Here is a 17,585-nt window from a genome sequence, read left to right on the forward strand (position 1 = left end):
TTTGCATCTCAAAAGGCTGACACATGCACCGCACGCTTGGCATCTGCTATTACCCCGAACATTGGCCAGAGACCCAATGGCCCCAGGATGCCGCCCGCATGGTCGAGGCGGGCCTGTCCTGGGTGCGGATCGGCGAATTCGCCTGGGCACGGATGGAGGCTGTTCCGGGCACCCTGACATGGGATTGGCTGGACCGCGCGATCGACGTGCTGGGCGCTGCGGGGCTGAAGGTGGTGCTGGGCACCCCCACCGCCACGCCGCCGCGCTGGATGCTGGACACATATCCCGACATGCTGGCCGTCGATGCGCAGGGGCGCGCGCGCAAATTCGGATCGCGCCGGCATTATGATTTCAGCCATCTCGGTTATCGCGACGAATGCCGCCGGATCGCGCGGCTGATGGGTGAACGCTATGGCACGCATCCGCATGTGGCCGCATGGCAGATCGACAATGAATATGATTGCCATGACACGACCCTGTCTTATTCGGATGCCGCAAGGCGGGGGTTTCAGGATTGGCTGGCGCAGCGCTATCAATCGACCGATGCGCTGAACCGGGCTTGGGGCAATGTGTTCTGGTCGATGGATTACGACAGCTTCGACCAGATCGACCTGCCCAACCTGACCGTGACCGAGCCCAACCCCGCGCATGTGCTGGCCTTCCGGCGCTATAGCTCTGATCAGGTCGCAGCGTTCAACAAGGTGCAAGCGGATGAACTCCGCCGCCACACCGCTGCGCCGCTTATTCACAATTACATGGGCCGAATCACGACCTTCGATCATTGGAAGGTCGGCGCTGATCTGGATATCGCGTCTTGGGACAGTTACCCGATCGGCTTTCTATCTGACCGGTTGGAAGGCACGGCCAAGGAAAAGGCGGCGTTTCTGCGCCAAGGCCACCCCGATATGCAGGCATTCCACCACGATCTATACCGTGCCGTGGGCAAAGGCCGGCTGTGGGTGATGGAACAACAGCCCGGCCCGGTGAACTGGGCACCTTACAACCCCGCCCCCCTGCCCGGCATGGCGCGTCTTTGGGCCTGGGAGGCATTCGCCCATGGCGCCGAAACCGTCTGTTATTTCCGCTGGCGGCAGGCGCCTTTTGCGCAGGAACAAAACCATGCGGGCCTGCTGCGCCCCGACAGCGCGCCAGCGCCTGCTTTGGCCGAATGCCGTCAGGTTGCGGATGAAATCGCGGACCTGCCCGATGTGGGCACCGCCACGGCACAAGCCGCACTTGTCTTTGATTACGACAGCGCCTGGGCTTGGGACACCCAACCACAAGGGGCCGATTTCGAGGGGTTCCGTCTGGCCTTTGCCGCTTACCGTGCGCTGCGGCGGGCGGGGCTGAATATCGACATCCTGCCCCCCGATTGCGCCGATCTGGCGGGCTATAAACTGGTGCTGGCCCCCGGCCTGATGAAGATCAGCGCCCCGCTTCGCCACGCATTGGCCCGCTTTGACGGGATCGCCCTGATCGGGCCGCGTAGCGATACCAAGACCGATGAGCTGAGCATCCCCACCCCGCTTGGCCCCGATTTGCCCGATACCGATATCTCGGTCGTGCTGACCGAAAGCTTGCCCCCTGATGCCAAGATCAAGCTGCAAGGCGGCGGCCGGTTCCGGCATTGGTTCGAACATCTGGACGGGACCGCGCCTGTGCATCTGTCCACCAAATCAGGCCAGCCCGCGATCATGGGCGGCGATCATCTGCGCTATCTGGCGGGCTGGCCCGATGATGCGACCTTTGATGCGATCATCGGCGGGTTGTGCGATGCGCTGGACCTGCCCAGCTATGCCCTGGCTGACGGTTTGCGGATCAGGGATACGGCCACACATCGCTTCGTGTTCAATTATGCCCCCAAAGCGCAGGCCTGGGGCGATGTCATCGTGCCCGCGGCGGGCGTGCATTGGGAAACGCTGTGATGCAGGTTTTCGGCACCACCAAGGACGGTAAGACCGCGCATACCATCACGCTGCGCGCGGGCGATCTGACGGTCACGCTGCTGACCTATGGCGCGCGGGTGCAGGATCTGCGGCTGGCGGGGGTCGATCACGGGCTGACGGTGGGATCGGACGATCTGGCCGATTACGAAGGGGCCATGCTGTATCACGGGGCCATTGTCGGGCCTGTCGCCAACCGGATCAGCACGGCGCGGGTCCGGCTGGACGGGATGATGTATGAACTGGAACGCAATGACGGACAGGCCCATCTGCATTCGGGGTCCGAGGGTGCCCATGCGCAGGTCTGGGATGTGGTCGCGGTGACGCAGAACGCGGCCACGCTTGCGCTGGATATGCCCGATGGTTTTGCGGGGCTGCCCGGACAGCGGCGCGTCACGGCGACCTTCACGCTAAGCGCCCCTGCCACGCTGACGCTGACGATCAATGCGACCAGCGACACGACAAGTTTGATGAATATCGCCAATCACAGCTATTGGAACCTTGATGGATCAGGCACATGGCACGGCCACCGCCTGCGGATCGCGGCGGATCATTACCTGCCAATTGATGATGCCTTTTGTCCGACCGGCGATGTGCTGGATGTGACCGGCACCGGCATGGACTTCCGCGCCGCCACCGTGCTGGGCGCGCAGACCCCGCCGCTGGATCACAATTTTTGCCTGTCCGAGGGCGTGGAACCGCTGCGCGATGTGCTGTCGCTGACAGGGCAAGGTGGGGTCGGCATGGTGATGGCGACAAATATGCCGGGGCTACAGGTCTTTGACGGCCGCCCGCAGCATGATGCGCTGGCCATCGAGGCGCAGCATTGGCCGGACGCGCCCAACAATGCGCATTTCCCCCAGATCAAGCTGCGGGCAGGCGCGACTTATGCGCAGGTGACACGCTGGACCTTCGCAGGCTAGGGCCACGCGACGCGACTTGCCCCTTACGCCCGCGCGACCAGCGCGCTAGACAGCGCCATGCCGATTGCTTTTGCCACGCTTGATGATCTTTTGAACCACGGTTTCGACACCGTGATCGACGTCCGCTCGCCTGCCGAATTCGCGCTGGACCATATCCCCGGCGCGATCAACCTGCCCGCGCTATCCAATGCCGAACGCGCGCAGATCGGCACGATCTATAAACAGGTCAGCCCTTTCGAGGCGCGCAAACTGGGCGCATCCTTGGTCGCGCGCAATGTCGCCGATCATATCGCGCAGGCGATGGCCGATAAGGACGGCAGCTGGCGGCCCTTGGTCTATTGCTGGCGCGGCGGGCAAAGATCGGGGTCTTTCGCCGCGATCCTGTCCCAGATCGGCTGGCGCACCGATACCGTGCAGGGCGGCTATCAGACATTCCGGCGGCTGGTGCAACAGGCGGTCTATGACAGGCCCTTGCCGCAGCGGATCATCCTGCTGGATGGCAATACCGGCACGGCGAAAACCGCCCTGCTGGCGCGGCTGGCTGCAAAGGGCGTGCAGGTCATCGACCTTGAAGCCCTGGCCAACCATCGCGGGTCATTGCTGGGTGGCACCGCGCAGGGCCAGCCCTCGCAACGCGCCTTCGAGACGCGGATCGCGCTGGCGCTGCACCGGCTGGACCCCGCGCGCCCGGTGCTGATCGAGGCGGAAAGCAGCAAGATCGGCCGTCTGATCATCCCGCCAATGCTCTGGTCTGCGATGTCTGCGGCCGGGCGGATCACCGTCCACGCGCCGCTTGCCGCGCGTGCCCGCTATCTCGCACAAGCCTATGCCGATATCGCCGCCGACCCCCAAGAAATGGCGCGCAGGCTGACGCCGCTGCGCTATATCCGCGGCCATGACGTCGTCGATCACTGGCTGGCCTTGCTGCATGCGGGCGATCTGACAGGCTTTGCCCATGCGCTGATGGACCAGCATTACGACCCCGCCTATGCGAAATCACGCAAAGCCGTGGCACATGACATTCTGGCCGATCTGCAGAGTGACACGCTGGATGATGCCGGGCAGGACCGGCTGGTCGCGGCGATCCTGCCGCTGCTTAGCGCAGGGTGATCTCTGGCGCTTGGGTGATCTGCCCGATGATGGCGGCCTGATAGCCCGCCTCGGTCAATGCGCGCAGCAGATCATCGGCGCTCTTGGCCGCGACCGCCGCAAGCAAGCCGCCCGCTGTCTGCGGATCATAGGCCAGATCGGGCACCGCCCCGCCGATCATGCCAGCGCCGGCCTGATTATCGGCAAAAAGCGTCGAGCGCACGCCTTTCGCCGCCAAAGCCGCCGCCCCCGCCATCAAAGGCACCTGCGCCCAATCCAGCACGGCCCCAGTGGCAGAGGCGTCACAGATCCCGCGCAGATGCCCCAAAAGGCCAAAACCCGTCACATCGGTCATCGCATGGGCCTGCCGCAGGATCGCAGAGGCCGCAGCCTGCGATTGCACCATCAGGTCCAGACAGGCGATCACATCACCCCCGTGCGCCTGCCCGGCCATGTCAGCCGCCATGATCGTCCCACTGCCGATAGGTTTGGTCAGGATCAGCGCATCGCCCGGCCGCGCGCCCGCCAGCGTGATGGGTCTGTCCACCAGCCCGGTGATGGTAAAGCCGATGGTCAGCTCGTCGCCCAGCGCGCTATGCCCGCCGACGATCCGCGCCCCAGCCTTGGACATGGTGGCGGTCACGCTCGCCATGATCTCGGCCATGCTGCGCTGCTGCAAGGCGGCATCCATCCGGGGCAGGATGATCTGCGCGGTGGCGGCCTGCGGGGTGGCCCCCATCGCCCAGATATCACCCAGCGCATGGATCGCGGCGATCTGTGTCATCAGCACCGGATCGGCCACCAGCGCGCGCAGATGATCGGTCGTGATGACCTGCCCCATCTGCACCTGCCCTGCATCATCGCCAAAGGCATCGCCCAGCACTTGCTGCAAGGCCGCGCGCCCCACCTTGGCCCCGCACCCGCCGCACATGGGTTTATCGCCCAGCGCCTCGCGCAGGCCAAGGGCGGCGGTTTTCGGCATCACGGGCGCGGGCATCGCGGGCAGATCATCCAGCCGCATCATGAATTTGCGGTCGATCCGGTCCTTGAGCCGCCACAACAGCGGCCCTTGCCAGATGGTCCCGAATTTTTCCGCCAGCGCCGATTTCCGCCCCAGCGAGATCAGCTTGAGATAATCGCGCTGCGCCGAATAATCGCGCATCTGCCCGCCGGACAAGACCGCGCGCAGATTGTCAAACAGCACGGGCGCCTGCCGCACGGCATAGACCCCCGCCTTGGGGCGCGGGCTCGCCGCCATATGCGCGCAATCGCCGACGGCAAAGACCATAGGGTCGCTGGTTTGCAATTGCGCATTCACCGTGATGAACCCGTCTTGCAGGTCCAGCCCCGTGCCTGCGATCCAGTCATGCGGTTTTGCCCCGGCCGCACCGGTGGTGAAATCGCTCTGGATCAGGCGTCCGTCTTTCAGCAACACGCCTTGGGGTAAGACCTGCGTGACGTCGGCATTTTCGATGATATCCACGCCGTAACCCGCCAGCGCCGCCAGCATTTTGTGCCGGGCTTTGTCACCCAAGGCGGCCAAGGCCCGGCTGCGGTCGATCAGATGCAATTTCGGCGATCTGTCGCGCAAAGCATGCGCCATGGCCAGCGCCAGTTCCGCCCCCGCGACACCGCCCCCGATCACGGCGATTTGCGGGGCTGTCGCGCGGGCGCGGTAATCCTCCCAAGCCTGCGCAAAGGCACCAAGGGGTTTGGCCGGAATGCCATGCGCGGCGAAACCATCAAGCGCGGGCATTTCAGAGGTGATGCCGACATCAATCGCCAGCACATCATAGCCGATGGGCGGGCGCCCCGGCACGGTGACGGTGCGTGCCGTGCGGTCGATGCCCGTCACCGCCCCGTTGATGAACCGCGCGCCTGCAAAACGCGCCAATTTGACCAGATCGATATCCAGATCGTCACGCGTGTAATGCCCCGCCACGAACCCCGGCAACATGCCCGAATAGGCCGCTGTCGGGCCGGGGTTGATCACGCTCACCCGCACGCCTGCCAGCGGGTCCATCCCCCATTTGCGCAAGACCAGCGCATGGCTATGGCCGCCGCCGATCAGCACAAGGTCACGGGTGAAAGGGTATCTATCCATGCAACGCCTTTAACGCGCCCGCCATCACGGCGCCAGCCATTGCCCCGCCCAATCATCGCCGCGCGCATAGGCCGCGCGGCGGTGCTGCTCGCCCAGATGCACAAGGTCGATCTGCATCACACGGCAGGACAAAACGGCAAAGGTCGCGGGGTCGGGCTGTTTGACATAATCCAGCGCCGACCCGATGGGCGCACCGGGGGGCGGGGTCACGCCATAGCTTTGCTGCGCATGATCGGGGATCTTGTCCCAAAGCGCGCGGACATCGGCCCCGCTTTGCACCGTCACCTCGGCCTGCAATCTGATCTGCAAGGCTTGCGGGCGCAGCCAGACATGCAGCGCCACGCGCGGATTGGCCTGCAGGCTGGCCAGCTTGGTCGATTGCAGATCGGTATGCAGCGTGACCACCGCCGCGCCCTGATCGGCGGATCGCAGCACCATCGTGCGCGCCTCGGGCCAGCCATCGGGGTTGGTGGTGCAGACGGTGGGCAAGCGGCAGGGATGACGCGCATCGGCCACGCCGCGCGCCAGCATCGCCCAAGCGCGCCCCCGCAGCCCGTCAAGCGTGGTGAACCAATCAGTCATAGCCTGTCATCTCCAGATAGCCGCGCCCTTGGTGGCTGCCCGCAAAGGTGACCGGCCCCTCCCAATATGGAACAGAGGTCGTCATCCATGCATCATCATTCAGCGCCTGCACCGTCACATCGACCCCGCGCACAGGCAAGGTCAAACGCCAATGGACCGGCACGCCCGCCGCATTGCTCATCAGCGGTTCCACCTGCAAGGCCCCGTCGGGATAGGCCGTGGTTTGCCCCTCCGCCGTGATCCATGTGGCCGAGGTGTAATGCATCCCATCCGTCTGTTGCAGGCGGAAACCCATCAGCTTGGCCCCGTCATCAAACGACAGCGAAAACCAGTCCCAGCCGGTCTGGTTATTCGCCAAAGGCTGCGACGACCATTCCCGGTCCAGCCATGCGCTGCCTGTCACCTGCACATCGCCCGTCGGCAGGTGCAAGCTGCCTGCAATCTCGAAAAACGGCTGGGAATAATAATAGGACGCCTGCCCCGCCGCCGATTTGACCGAATAGCCGCCATCGCCGTGGAACACCAAAGGGCCGGTCGCGGTCAGCGCCATGTCATAGCCGAAATCCGCACCCGTCGCGCGCATCTGCATGGACTGCCAATCGCCTTCCAGCGCCCAATCGTCGATCCAGGCGCTGAACGGCGCGGCCCTCACACCCGCCTGCCCGATCCCGCCGCGCGCCAGCCGTTCGGCGACGAAATGGTCGGTCTCGGTTGTCACCGCCGCATGACCCATCCATAGCTGCGGGCTGTCCCAGCCATCCGCCTCGTAGGGTGCAAGCGCGGAGCGGAACAGGGTCCATTGCAACCCGTAGGGCGTGCCGTTTTCATCCTCCAGATTGGCGGTCAGATACCACCATTCGATCCGGTAATCGGGATGCGCGCCGTGATCGGCGGGGAAATCGAACACGGGGTCAGGGGCGGGGGTGGAAAAGCCGTCCACTTCCGTCCCCAGCCCGGCGAAGCCTTGGGCCGATGCGGACAGGGGCAGCAGGCACAGGATCAGTGCTTTAGCGTTCATTGGCAAAAACCTTTAGCAGATCACCGGGCGGCGTGCGCGCCAGCCGCCATGCGGGCCAGCCTGCCGCCAGCACAGCAGCCAGCAGCGCGAACCCGCCCAAACGTGCGTAATCCAGCGGGAACAGATACATCGGCAATTGCCAGCCAAAGGCCGCGACATTCACGACCGCCAGCAGAACCCAAGCCAGCGCAAGGCCCAAAGGCAGCGCCAGCGCCGCCGTCAGCACCGCCAGCATCACCGCGCGCAACAGTTCCAGCCGCCCCAGCGCGGCCCGCGTCATGCCCATGGCCCAAGCGGGGGCCAGTTGCGGCACCCGCATCGCGGCTAGGGTCAGCAGGCTCATCAGAATGGCGAAACCCGCGACCGCCAGCGTCAGGATATTCAGCGCGGTGGTGACGGTAAAGGTGCGCTCGAAAATCGCGAGCGACAGCGCCTTGATCCCCGCCTGGTCGATGGTCTGGCCTGCGCCGATCCCTGTCGCCTCGGTCAGATCCGCGACGAAATCCGCCGGATCACCCGCCACGCGCAGGCCGAACTGGCGCGCCTCGACCATCGGGAATTGCTGCGCAAAGGCATCCTCGGCCAGCACGACCTGCCCGATAGGATTGCCGTAATCGCCGTAAATGCCCGCGACCGGCAGGGTCAGGCTGCCGATGGCTACCATATCACCAAGGTCCAGCGCCCCCCGCCGCGCCAATTGTTCATTGATCACCACTGCCTGCCCCGCAAAGGTCGCGTCCCATGCAGCGGGCGTGCTTTGCAGGAACCGCCAATTGTCGCGGTAAGTGGCATGGTCGCGGGTGCCGAACACCTCGGCCGGTTGGCCCACGATCTGCACATCGGCGGATTGGATTGGCAGCACGGCGGCCCCCGCATCTTCGGCAAAGGCGACCAAGGCGGCGGTCTGTGCAGCGCTATCGGTGCTGATATAAAGCTCGGCCGCGAGGCGCTGATCCAGAAAGCCGGTGAAGGTCAGCCGAAAGCTCGACACCATGGTGGACACGCCGATATTGGCCGCAATCGCCAGCATCAAGGCCATCAGCGCCAGCGACAGGCCCGGCAATTGCTGGCGCGTGTCGGCCCAGAACCATTGCGCGGTGACGCTGCGCGCACATCCGCTGGCAAAGGCCAAAACCGCGTTCAGCACCGGCGGCAAGGCAAGGGCTGCGCCAATCAGCAAGCTTCCCAGCAAGGCAAAGCCCGTGACCAACCCATCCGCGTTGAAGCCCAGCACCAAGGCCACGGCCAGCAGCACCAGCGCCGCCCCCATCTGCCACCGCGCCCGCCGCCCCGCCGCCATGGCCAGCGCGCGCGGTTGCGCCGCAGCCAGCAGCGGCATCCGCGCGATCCCCCACAAAGCCGATCCGCCCGCCAGCAAGGTCCCCGCCAAGGCGATCCCCAATCCCGACAGCCACCACACGGGCCGCAATTGCAGATTGCCCGCCACCTCCGCCCCGTAAAGCCCGCGCAAGGTTGCGGCCACATCGGGCAGTAGCAATGCGGCGATCACATAGCCCAAGGCGACCCCGATCACGCCCGCGACCAGCGCAAAGACCAAGAGTTCCGCCAGCATCAGCCCGATCAGCCGGTGCAGCGGCAGGCCCAGCGCGCGCAAAATGCGCACCATGCCGCGGCGTTGTTCAAACGCCAGCCCAATCGCGCCATGCACGATGAAAATGCCCACGGCAAAGGACAAAAGACCAAAGGCGGTCAGGTTCAGATGGAAACTTTCGGTCAGCCCCGCGATGTCACTGCCGCCTTGCGCGGCTTGCAGGGTCAAGTCAGGCGCGATCTGCGCCAAGGACGGCAGGTCGCGGGGTTGGTCGGGCAGCACCAGCAGGCTGTCGATCAGCCCCTGCCGCCCCAGCAATCCTTGCGCCGTGCCGATATCGGCGATGGCCGTGTCATCGGCCAGATCGGGCGCGATCAGCACCTCGACACCGGACAGCTTGCGCGCGGTTGCGGCATTGGCAAAGACCTGATTGCCGCCTGTCAGAAAGGCGCCAAGGTTCACTTCACCGTCCAAAGTGACCGGCCCCATGCCCGCAGGCGCGCTTAACACGTCGATCCCGATCAGGCGCACAGCGTCCAGATCGCCCGACAGCATCGGGCTGACCAGCCAGCCCGCGCGGCGGAGTGTCACGAAAACATCCTGCCCAAAAGCCGCACCATCGCGCGCGACCAGCCGGTCATAGCGGCCCTCGTCCAGCGTATTGGCGGCGGCATCATAGCTGGCGCGCGCCTCGGCATTGATCGCCTGCACCCCGGACCACAGGCCCGTCGCCAGCGCCAGCCCTGCCAGCAGGGTGAATAATTGCACCGGATTGCGCGCCCAATGCGACAAAAGCGCTGCAAAGGCCGCGCGCGTCATGCCAGCTGACCCGCGCGCAGATGCAGGCGGCGTTGCAGACGGGCGGCCAAGACCTGCGAATGGGTGACCATCAAAAGGCCCGCGCCAGTCTCGGCCACCAGTTCCAGCAGCAGCGCCATCACGGTGGCGGCGGTGGTCTCGTCCAGATTGCCGGTCGGTTCATCCGCCAGCACCAATTTGGGGCGCGGGGCCAGCGTGCGGGCGATGGCGACGCGCTGTTGCTGACCGCCGGATAAGTGTTCGGGATATTTGCGCAGATGATCCGCCAGCCCCATCCGATCAGCCAGGGTCGCGCACCATGCCGGATCATACCGCCCCGCCAACCGCGCCTGAAACGCGATGTTATCGGCGATTTTCAGGCTGGGGATCAGGTTGAATTGCTGGAACACCACGCCGACCGTGCCGCGCCGCAAGGCCGCGCGGCCTGCGTCATCAAGGCGCGCGATATCCTGTCCATCCAGCATGATCCGCCCCGCATCCGCGCGGTCCAGCCCGCCGATCAGATGCAGCAGCGTGCTTTTGCCACTGCCCGATTCGCCGGTCAGCGCAAGGCTTTCGCCCGGCCCCAGCGTCAGGCTGACACCGCGCAGCACGGCAAAAGGGCCATCAGCGCTCGCATAGGTCTTGGACAGGTTTTCAACGCACAAAAGGGTCATGCCCCTGAATTAACACGCGCAAGGCCAAAGGAAACGCCCGCATCCCGGATTTCGGCCGTGCCGCGACGTTCGGGCTTTTGCGCGGGCGCTGTTGCGCTAAGCTTGCCGCAGGCATAACGGAGGCATCCATGACCGAGATCGTCATTCTGGGCGGCGCACGCACCGCCATCGGCACTTTCGGCGGCGCGCTGGCGGGCACCACGCCGATTGAACTGGGCGCGGTCGTGGCCAAGGCCGCGCTGGAACGCTCGGGTGTCGCGGGCGACCAGATCGGCCATGTCGCCTTTGGCCATGTCATCAATACCGAACCGCGTGACATGTATGTCAGCCGTGTCGCCGCCATGCAGGCGGGCATCCCCGACAGCGTGCCTGCGATGAACGTGAACCGGCTGTGCGGGTCCGGTGTGCAGGCGATCATTTCCGTCGCGCAATCGCTGATGCTGGGGGACGCCGATTTCGGCCTTGCCGGCGGGTCCGAGAATATGAGCCGCTCGCCCTTCATCATCACCGACCAGCGCTGGGGCGCCAAGATGGGCGATATCCGCACGCAGGATATGATGCTGGGCGCGCTGAATTGTCCCTTTGGCACCGGCCATATGGGGATCACGGCGGAAAATGTCGCAAGCGAATACGGGATCAGCCGCGACGCGATGGACGCCTTTGCCCTGCAAAGCCAAGAGCGCGCGGCAGCGGCCATCGCGGCGGGCTATTTCGACAGCCAGATCACGCCGGTGCAGCTCCGCAGCAAGCGCGAGACGGTCGATTTCATCCGCGACGAACACCCCAAACCCACCACCGCCGCCGCGCTGGCCGCCCTGCGCCCTGTGTTCCAGAAGGATGGCAGCGTCACGGCAGGCAATGCATCGGGCCTGAATGACGGGGCGGCGGCCATCGTGCTGGCGCGCGCGGATGCGGCGCAGGCGGCGGGCCTGACCCCGCGCTTTCGCATTCTGGGCTATGCCCATGCCGGTGTGCGCCCCGAGGTGATGGGCATCGGCCCCGTCCCCGCCGTGCGCGCGCTGCTGGAAAAAACCGGGCTGGCGGCGGATGATTTCGACGTGATCGAATCGAACGAGGCCTTTGCCGCCCAAGCGCTGGCTGTCAGCAAGGAACTGGGCCTTGACCCTGCACGCGTGAACCCCAACGGCGGCGCGATTGCGCTGGGCCATCCTGTCGGCGCGACAGGCGCAATCATCACTGTCAAGGCGATGTACGCGCTGGACCGCACCGGCGGCAAACGCGCGCTGATCACCATGTGCATCGGCGGCGGTCAAGGTATCGCGCTGGCGATTGAACGTGTTTAGGTGTGACTGGGTAGCAGGGTGATGTAGTGACGGTATAGCGCCGAGCTAGCCCAGTCGTTCTGGTGTGGTTTTTGGCTTTATGACAAAGGAGCCAATAGGTATGCGGAGGATCTGCACGTTTTCCAACGGTAAAGTGTTGCATCGACATACGACCGCTGTAATAGGAAAAACTTGATTTTTGCAGCAATAGTGTACAAGTCTTACACACCTCAGGATGAAACCATGAAATCGAAAACAACTCCCTCTGTTGCTGGAAAAGTTCTTACCACCTCAAATGGTAAACATGGTGCAAAGAGTATTGCGGCCAGCGCTCTAACCCAGCGATCTCTAACAAAATCGTTGAATGTGACCAACACTTCAGGAAAGGTCATCGCCCGCAGCGTCACTACGCATAGGGACGCGCTCAAGCGGCTTGCCGATAGGTAGGCGGCACTACCGCGTCACACTGGCCGACGCAGTCTACGCCAATAGTGTCTGTGTGGAAGAGTTCGGCGGACATCATGGCGCACATGACGTTTCGACACTGCTGGGTGCGTTGGGGCGTCCCTACCATGGCTATCACAAAAGAATATGGACCAAGGGCGCAGCCCTTTTACACGGCATTGCCACAGCGCATGGGTTTGCCGATGGGAACAAACGCACGTCCCTCTTGATGTTATTCTTGCTTTACGAACGCAGCCACTATTGGTTGCAAACGCGCGAAACGGATCGGTGGGACGATGTGGTTGTCAATGTCGTCACCGGAGAGATGACCCAAGCACAGCTTGAACAATTCTTGAAAGAACGCACGCTGCGGTTGGATTAGAGATGATAAACAGCCCCTAGGCCGGATAATCCCGCACAAACACCCACGTATCCCCCTCGGACAGATCCGCGTCATAGGCATAGCCGCCGCTGGTGAAATGCTTGATGCCCTCCGCCTCCGTCAGGCGGTTTTCCACGATGAACCGGGCCATGGCGCCGCGCGCGCGTTTGGCGAAAAAGCTGACGATGCGGGGCTTGTCGTCTTTGATTTCCATGAAACTGGGGGTGATCACCCGCAGGTTCAGCGCCTTGCGATCCACCGCGCCGAAATATTCCTGACTGGCGCAATTGACCAGCGTATCCGTGCCAACATCGGCGGCGCGCGCATTCAGCGCCTTGGCAATCGTATCGCCCCAATACTCGTAAAGCGACGCACCGCGCCGGGTTTTCAGCTTGCTGCCCATTTCCAGGCGATAGGGCTGGATTGCGTCCAGCGGGCGCAACAGGCCGTAAAGCCCCGACAGGATGCCCAGATGGTCCTGCGCCCAATGCAGATCATCGGCGGACAGCGTTTTCGCCTCCAGCCCCTGATAGGTGTCGCCGTTAAAGGCCAGGGCTGCGGGTTTCACCGCATCATCCGCAGGGTCCGCCGCGAAGGCCTTGAAACGGTCGCGGTTCAGCCGGGCCAGATCATCCGAAATCGCCATCAGGCTTTTCAGATCACCCAAGCTTAGGCCACGCGCGGTTTTCGCCAAGCGCAGCGCATCATCCTGAAATGCGGGGGCGGTGGCAGCGATCTGCACCGGGGTCATATCCAGCGATTTGGCGGGGGAAATCACAACAAGCATCACGGCATCCTTTCGACTTTGCGCAAGGATGTAACATGCCTGCGCGCGATGACCAGCACCGGCCGCCGCAGATCAGTTCAGTTGCAGCTGCAACGGGTAATGCCCATCCTCGAACGGGCCGAACATATCGTCCAGATCAGGATGGTCGATCGGTTCACCCGAATGATCCGCGACAAGGTTCTGTTCAGAGACATAGGCGACATAAAAGCTCTGCTCATTCTCGGCCAGCAGGTGATAAAACGGCTGATCCTTCAGCGGTCTGCTGTCTTCGGGGATGGCGTTATACCATTCATCGGTATTGGCGAACATGGCGTCCACATCGAAGATCACCCCGCGAAACGGATGTTTGCGGTGGCGGACGATCTGTCCGAGATGATATTTTGCGTGCTTTTTCAGCATGATTGCGGCCCTTTCACATCTGTATATGGGTTTTTGCCCGCCAGAGTCCACGGCTGACGACAGGTCACGGCACGGGCGCCTTTTGGCGGCTTTTTGCAGATTTGCAGTGAAAATATGATGCCCTTGGGCCGCCTTAGGCATTTGCAGATCGGTCCGGGCACGCTATGGTGGACAAAACAAAACATGGCGACGGGCGAATGAGCAGATATCTCCGCGCACTGGCACTCTTGATCTTTCTGGGCAGCTGCGGCGGCTCGGGGAATTTTTCGGCGCCGCGCAATCTTGATGACGCATGCAGCATCGCGCGCGAGCGGCCGCATTATTTCCGTGCATTCCAGGCGGCAGAGCGCAAACACGGCGTGCCCGTGCCGACGATGATGGCGATGATGTATCAGGAAAGCAAATTCATCGGCAATATCCGCCCGCCGCACACCTATGCGCTGGGGGTGATCCCGATCGGGCGGCAATCCTCGGCTTTGGGCTATAGCCAGGCGCTGGACGGCACATGGCGCGAATACCAGCGCGATGGTGGCGGATCGCGCGCGCGGCGCGACAATATCCGCGATGCGACCGATTTCATGGGCTGGTACATGACCAAGACCGTGGCGGAAACCGGGGTGCCGCTTTATGATACGCGCAACCAATATCTGGCCTATCACGACGGGCGGCAGGGCTATCTGCGCGGCACCTGGCGGTCCAAGTCCTGGCTGATCCGCATCGCCGGCGAGGTGGATTCCCGCGCCGTCATGTATGATGCGCAATTGCGCGCCTGCCGCAGACGCTGACCGCGCGCCGCGCGCCGCGCGGGGTTTAATCAAGCCCGCGCTTGCGCATTTCGGCAGAGATATTGAACATGATATCGCCGATCGTTGTGCCTGTCGTCAGCTCGTTCAGCACCATCGTGGTCTGATTGCCCAGATCATCGGTGATGATCCATTGGCGCAGCGCGACCGGATTGGCGGTGAAAACCAACTGGATATTGCCATATTGCGGATTGGCGGGGTCCTGCACGGTCACCGTTGTCGTGGTCCCATCAGAGACGGCATTGGTGACCATCCGCGCGGTCGTCAGATCCACATTGCGCTGCAAGATGATATGCAGCGGGGTCTGGTTCAGCGGATATCTGTCCGGCCCGGTATTCGCGCGCGGATCGAAAATCGCCAATTGCCCGCCGCTGGCCAGGACCAGCGATTGCTGGGGCGGGTTATATTCAAACCGGATCCGGCCGGGCCTTTTGATATAGATCTGGCCGGTGGACAGCGTCCCATCCCCATTGATCTGGGTGAACCCGCCCTGCGCGGTCTGCAATTGGTTCAGGTAATCGGAAATCTGCGACAGGCTGAGCGCCTGCGCCGCGACACTGCCTGCATGGGCCGACAGGGCGAGGATCATCAAGAAAGATAGAATGCGCGTTTTCATATGCCATACCTATGTTGCATGCAGGGCTTTTGCACCCTCTGGATATCGGCCACAACAGCAGCTCTGCCGCTGCTAGGCGATATCATGCCCGCTGTTGGCAGATAGCGGCTGCAGCGCAAGCGCGTCATCGAGCAAGACCAGATCTTCGATGCGCCGCCCCGTGATGCGCCCCAGATGCGGTTGGCCCAGCAAGGCCGCAGGCGCGCTGATCGCCATATGCAGCGCCTGTTCCAGCCCCAGCCCGACCCGGCCGACCAAGCGCTGCACCCCCCAGAGCATGGTGCTATGCGCCCCTGCCAGATTGCCCTCGGCATTGACAAGCCGGCCATCGCGCAGCGCGATCCGCTGGCCGTAAAGGTCAAAATGATCCGGCCCGCCCACGGTCGGCATCGCATCCGAGACCAGCACCATGCGCCCCGCGACAGGCCGCGCGCGACAGGCCAGCGCCACCATCGCATCATCGACATGCACCCCGTCGCAGATGATGCCAAGATAGGCCGCGCTATTGATCGCAGCCCCCACCAGACCGGGTGCGCGCCCCTGCAGCTGCGACATCGCATTGTAAAGATGCGTGACCGATTGCGCCCCTGCGGCAAAGGCGGCATCGGCCTGCGCGGCCGTCGCCTCTGAATGCCCCAGCGACACGATCACCCCCAGATCGACCAGCGCCGCGATCTGGTTTGGCGTCACCATCTCGGGCGCGAGGGTGATCATCACGGTCACATCGGCATCGCGCAACCGGTGCAGGATCTGCAACATGGCATCATCCAAGGGGCGCAGATATGCGGCGGCATGGGTGCCGCGACGCGCGGCGGCGATATGGGGGCCTTCGATATGCAGCGCGCCCAGCCTGCCCTGCCCGCCCAGCGCCTGTTGCGCGATCACCGCCGTTGCGACCTTGTCCAGCACCGCAGGCGCATCGGTGATCACCGTGGGCATCATCGCCACGGTGCCAAACCGCCGATGCGCCGCGGCAATCTGCATCAGCCCCGCAGCGCTCGGCGCTTGGTTCAGCAGGACACCGCCACCGCCATTGACTTGCAGATCGACAAAGCCGGGGGTCAGGACCCCCGCGACGGCCCGCCGCGCCACATCTGCGGGCACGGCACGCGCGGCACACAGATCAGTAACCCGCCCCGCCGCGACATGCACCGCCATCCCCGATTGCAAGCGGCCATTGTCGAACAGCTGCGTCGGGATGATCCATTCCTCAGCCATGCGCCACCTGCCATGCGGCATAGGCCGCCCCGCGCGCACCGCTGGCCGCCCCGCCCGTGGCGCGCAGGATAACAGGACAATCAAAGCCATCGAATTGCGCCAAAGCCACCGCGCGGGTCAGATCATCGACCACGCCAGCAATATCCGACAGCCCCCCGCCCAGCAGGATGCAATCAGGGTCAAGCGTCAGCACCAGTGTCTGCACAAGTTCAGCCGCCAGCGCGCACCAGACCTGCCAGAGCTGCGCCATGCGCGCATCATCCTTGCGCGCGGCGATGATCTGCGGCGCGCTGCGCCTTTCGCCGGTCAGCGCTTGGGCCATCCGGCTAAGGCCTGCGCCGCTGATCAGCGTCTCGATACAGCCGCGCCGCCCACAGGCGCAATCAACCACCGGCAACCCATGCGCCTGCACCAGATGGGCGGGCGCAGACAGATGGCCCACCTCGCCGCCAAGGCCGGAAAACCCGCTTTGCAGCCGCCCGTCGCGCACATGACCGCCGCCAATACCGGTGCCAAGCACCAGCGCAAAGACAGATGCAAAAGGCTGGCCCGCGCCAAAGACCGCCTCGGACAGGGCCAGCGCATGGCTGTCATTAAGATAGCTGACAGGCCGCCCCAGCCGCGCCACCAGATCCGCCGGCAGAAGCTGGCCATCCGCCACCAGATTTGCCGCCAGCACGCGTCCATCGCGCGGATTGACCGCGCCCGCCGCGCCAATGCCGACGCTGACCGGCCCGGCGGCCAGATGATCCGCCCAGCTGACCATATCCGCCAGCGCATCCAGCAGATCCGCATAGCTGCGCGGCGTGGCCACCCGCCTGCGCCCCTGTAGCTGCCAATCATCGGCAAAGACCTGCGCCTCAATCTTGGTGCCACCCAGATCGAGGCCCAGCGCCATCATCGGCCCAAACCTTTGCAAAGCATATCAGCATTCATGACCACGAGTGATGCCGCAAAGCCGACCGCC

General features: G+C 63.9%; 17 protein-coding genes. 7 read left to right on the top strand and 10 right to left on the bottom strand.

Annotated elements, in window-relative coordinates; translation table 11 throughout:
* The first annotated feature begins 23 nt into the window (after positions 1 to 23).
* From LOKVESSMR4R_RS11620 to mnmH, 3 genes are read left to right on the top strand one after another with little or no spacing between them, the layout of a single operon-like run.
* Positions 24 to 1,925, top strand: a complete 1,902-nt coding sequence (locus LOKVESSMR4R_RS11620) for a beta-galactosidase (protein ID WP_087208562.1) — start codon at positions 24 to 26, stop codon at positions 1,923 to 1,925.
* Complete coding sequence (locus LOKVESSMR4R_RS11625; RefSeq protein ID WP_087208565.1) at positions 1,925 to 2,866, top strand: aldose epimerase family protein; 942 nt, start codon at positions 1,925 to 1,927, stop codon at positions 2,864 to 2,866. Before LOKVESSMR4R_RS11620 ends, LOKVESSMR4R_RS11625 begins: the two co-directional genes overlap by 1 nt.
* A 57-nt stretch (positions 2,867 to 2,923) precedes the next feature.
* Positions 2,924 to 3,976, top strand: a complete 1,053-nt coding sequence (gene mnmH, locus LOKVESSMR4R_RS11630; RefSeq protein WP_087208567.1) for a tRNA 2-selenouridine(34) synthase MnmH — start codon at positions 2,924 to 2,926, stop codon at positions 3,974 to 3,976.
* Here mnmH and selD read toward each other — a convergent pair.
* Genes selD through LOKVESSMR4R_RS11655 form a run of 5 tightly spaced genes read right to left on the bottom strand, consistent with a single transcriptional unit; the run spans position 3,963 to position 10,686 of the window.
* Positions 3,963 to 6,059, bottom strand: a complete 2,097-nt coding sequence (selD, locus tag LOKVESSMR4R_RS11635) for a selenide, water dikinase SelD (protein WP_087208569.1) — start codon at positions 6,057 to 6,059, stop codon at positions 3,963 to 3,965. The two genes, mnmH and selD, sit on opposite strands and share 14 nt — an antisense overlap.
* Before the next feature lie 24 nt (positions 6,060 to 6,083).
* Positions 6,084 to 6,641 carry a pyridoxamine 5'-phosphate oxidase family protein gene (locus LOKVESSMR4R_RS11640; protein ID WP_087208571.1) on the bottom strand — a complete coding sequence of 186 codons (558 nt, stop codon included), beginning with the start codon at positions 6,639 to 6,641 and terminating at the stop codon, positions 6,084 to 6,086.
* Complete coding sequence (locus LOKVESSMR4R_RS11645) at positions 6,634 to 7,659, bottom strand: lipocalin-like domain-containing protein (protein WP_087208573.1); 1,026 nt, start codon at positions 7,657 to 7,659, stop codon at positions 6,634 to 6,636. Before LOKVESSMR4R_RS11645 ends, LOKVESSMR4R_RS11640 begins: the two co-directional genes overlap by 8 nt.
* The gene (locus LOKVESSMR4R_RS11650; RefSeq protein WP_087208575.1) at positions 7,649 to 10,030 is read right to left on the bottom strand and encodes an ABC transporter permease; all 2,382 of its coding nucleotides are present in this window, start codon (positions 10,028 to 10,030) and stop codon (positions 7,649 to 7,651) included. Before LOKVESSMR4R_RS11650 ends, LOKVESSMR4R_RS11645 begins: the two co-directional genes overlap by 11 nt.
* A complete protein-coding gene (locus LOKVESSMR4R_RS11655; RefSeq protein ID WP_087208577.1) occupies positions 10,027 to 10,686 on the bottom strand; it encodes an ABC transporter ATP-binding protein in 660 nt (219 codons plus the stop codon). Before LOKVESSMR4R_RS11655 ends, LOKVESSMR4R_RS11650 begins: the two co-directional genes overlap by 4 nt.
* A gap of 128 nt (positions 10,687 to 10,814) precedes the next feature.
* On the opposite strand from LOKVESSMR4R_RS11655, the gene bktB reads away from it, so the two are divergent.
* The 3 genes from bktB to LOKVESSMR4R_RS11665 all read left to right on the top strand — a co-directional run bounded on the left by bktB (position 10,815) and on the right by LOKVESSMR4R_RS11665 (position 12,795).
* The gene (gene bktB / locus LOKVESSMR4R_RS11660) at positions 10,815 to 11,990 is read left to right on the top strand and encodes a beta-ketothiolase BktB (RefSeq protein ID WP_087208579.1); all 1,176 of its coding nucleotides are present in this window, start codon (positions 10,815 to 10,817) and stop codon (positions 11,988 to 11,990) included.
* Between the two features lie 222 nt (positions 11,991 to 12,212).
* The gene (locus LOKVESSMR4R_RS20165; protein ID WP_157898193.1) at positions 12,213 to 12,416 is read left to right on the top strand and encodes a hypothetical protein; all 204 of its coding nucleotides are present in this window, start codon (positions 12,213 to 12,215) and stop codon (positions 12,414 to 12,416) included.
* 52 nt (positions 12,417 to 12,468) lie between these two features.
* Positions 12,469 to 12,795, top strand: coding sequence for a type II toxin-antitoxin system death-on-curing family toxin (locus LOKVESSMR4R_RS11665; protein WP_157898194.1), 327 nt, complete (start codon positions 12,469 to 12,471; stop codon positions 12,793 to 12,795).
* A 16-nt stretch (positions 12,796 to 12,811) separates the two neighbouring features.
* Here LOKVESSMR4R_RS11665 and yaaA read toward each other — a convergent pair whose 3' ends face one another.
* On the bottom strand, positions 12,812 to 13,582 hold the full coding sequence (gene yaaA, locus LOKVESSMR4R_RS11670; protein ID WP_087208583.1) for a peroxide stress protein YaaA: 771 nt from the start codon (positions 13,580 to 13,582) through the stop codon (positions 12,812 to 12,814).
* 72 nt (positions 13,583 to 13,654) lie between these two features.
* Positions 13,655 to 13,981 (bottom strand): heat shock protein HspQ, encoded by a 327-nt coding sequence (hspQ, locus tag LOKVESSMR4R_RS11675; RefSeq protein WP_087208585.1) that lies wholly within the window; start codon positions 13,979 to 13,981, stop codon positions 13,655 to 13,657.
* A 197-nt stretch (positions 13,982 to 14,178) separates the two neighbouring features.
* On the opposite strand from hspQ, the gene LOKVESSMR4R_RS11680 reads away from it, so the two are divergent.
* Positions 14,179 to 14,766 (top strand): lytic transglycosylase, encoded by a 588-nt coding sequence (locus LOKVESSMR4R_RS11680; RefSeq protein ID WP_087213129.1) that lies wholly within the window; start codon positions 14,179 to 14,181, stop codon positions 14,764 to 14,766.
* Positions 14,767 to 14,791: 25 nt separating this feature from the next.
* Here the strand turns inward: LOKVESSMR4R_RS11680 and LOKVESSMR4R_RS11685 are convergent, their stop codons facing one another.
* The 3 genes from LOKVESSMR4R_RS11685 to LOKVESSMR4R_RS11695 form a co-directional block, all read right to left on the bottom strand.
* Positions 14,792 to 15,400 (bottom strand): LolA family protein, encoded by a 609-nt coding sequence (locus LOKVESSMR4R_RS11685; protein ID WP_087208586.1) that lies wholly within the window; start codon positions 15,398 to 15,400, stop codon positions 14,792 to 14,794.
* A gap of 72 nt (positions 15,401 to 15,472) precedes the next feature.
* Positions 15,473 to 16,618 carry an N-acetylglucosamine-6-phosphate deacetylase gene (locus LOKVESSMR4R_RS11690; RefSeq protein ID WP_087208588.1) on the bottom strand — a complete coding sequence of 382 codons (1,146 nt, stop codon included), beginning with the start codon at positions 16,616 to 16,618 and terminating at the stop codon, positions 15,473 to 15,475.
* Complete coding sequence (locus LOKVESSMR4R_RS11695; protein ID WP_087208591.1) at positions 16,611 to 17,519, bottom strand: ROK family protein; 909 nt, start codon at positions 17,517 to 17,519, stop codon at positions 16,611 to 16,613. The genes LOKVESSMR4R_RS11690 and LOKVESSMR4R_RS11695 overlap by 8 nt, the downstream gene beginning before the upstream one ends.
* Positions 17,520 to 17,585: the final 66 nt, after the last annotated feature.

The organism is Yoonia vestfoldensis (genome assembly GCF_002158905.1).
Classification (GTDB): domain Bacteria; phylum Pseudomonadota; class Alphaproteobacteria; order Rhodobacterales; family Rhodobacteraceae; genus Yoonia; species Yoonia vestfoldensis_B.

Bases quoted from the DNA above. Each gene is read 5' to 3' on its own strand.
- LOKVESSMR4R_RS11645 (WP_087208573.1), bottom strand. From the start codon at position 7,659: ATGAACGCTAAAGCACTGATCCTGTGCCTGCTGCCCCTGTCCGCATCG.
- LOKVESSMR4R_RS11620 (WP_087208562.1), top strand. From the start codon at position 24: ATGCACCGCACGCTTGGCATCTGCTATTACCCCGAACATTGGCCAGAG.
- hspQ (WP_087208585.1), bottom strand. From the start codon at position 13,981: ATGCTGAAAAAGCACGCAAAATATCATCTCGGACAGATCGTCCGCCAC.
- LOKVESSMR4R_RS11640 (WP_087208571.1), bottom strand. From the start codon at position 6,641: ATGACTGATTGGTTCACCACGCTTGACGGGCTGCGGGGGCGCGCTTGG.
- LOKVESSMR4R_RS11680 (WP_087213129.1), top strand. From the start codon at position 14,179: ATGAGCAGATATCTCCGCGCACTGGCACTCTTGATCTTTCTGGGCAGC.
- yaaA (WP_087208583.1), bottom strand. From the start codon at position 13,582: ATGCTTGTTGTGATTTCCCCCGCCAAATCGCTGGATATGACCCCGGTG.
- mnmH (WP_087208567.1), top strand. From the start codon at position 2,924: ATGCCGATTGCTTTTGCCACGCTTGATGATCTTTTGAACCACGGTTTC.
- LOKVESSMR4R_RS11625 (WP_087208565.1), top strand. From the start codon at position 1,925: ATGCAGGTTTTCGGCACCACCAAGGACGGTAAGACCGCGCATACCATC.
- LOKVESSMR4R_RS11690 (WP_087208588.1), bottom strand. From the start codon at position 16,618: ATGGCTGAGGAATGGATCATCCCGACGCAGCTGTTCGACAATGGCCGC.
- LOKVESSMR4R_RS20165 (WP_157898193.1), top strand. From the start codon at position 12,213: ATGAAATCGAAAACAACTCCCTCTGTTGCTGGAAAAGTTCTTACCACC.
- LOKVESSMR4R_RS11695 (WP_087208591.1), bottom strand. From the start codon at position 17,519: ATGATGGCGCTGGGCCTCGATCTGGGTGGCACCAAGATTGAGGCGCAG.
- bktB (WP_087208579.1), top strand. From the start codon at position 10,815: ATGACCGAGATCGTCATTCTGGGCGGCGCACGCACCGCCATCGGCACT.
- selD (WP_087208569.1), bottom strand. From the start codon at position 6,059: ATGGATAGATACCCTTTCACCCGTGACCTTGTGCTGATCGGCGGCGGC.
- LOKVESSMR4R_RS11650 (WP_087208575.1), bottom strand. From the start codon at position 10,030: ATGACGCGCGCGGCCTTTGCAGCGCTTTTGTCGCATTGGGCGCGCAAT.
- LOKVESSMR4R_RS11655 (WP_087208577.1), bottom strand. From the start codon at position 10,686: ATGACCCTTTTGTGCGTTGAAAACCTGTCCAAGACCTATGCGAGCGCT.
- LOKVESSMR4R_RS11685 (WP_087208586.1), bottom strand. From the start codon at position 15,400: ATGAAAACGCGCATTCTATCTTTCTTGATGATCCTCGCCCTGTCGGCC.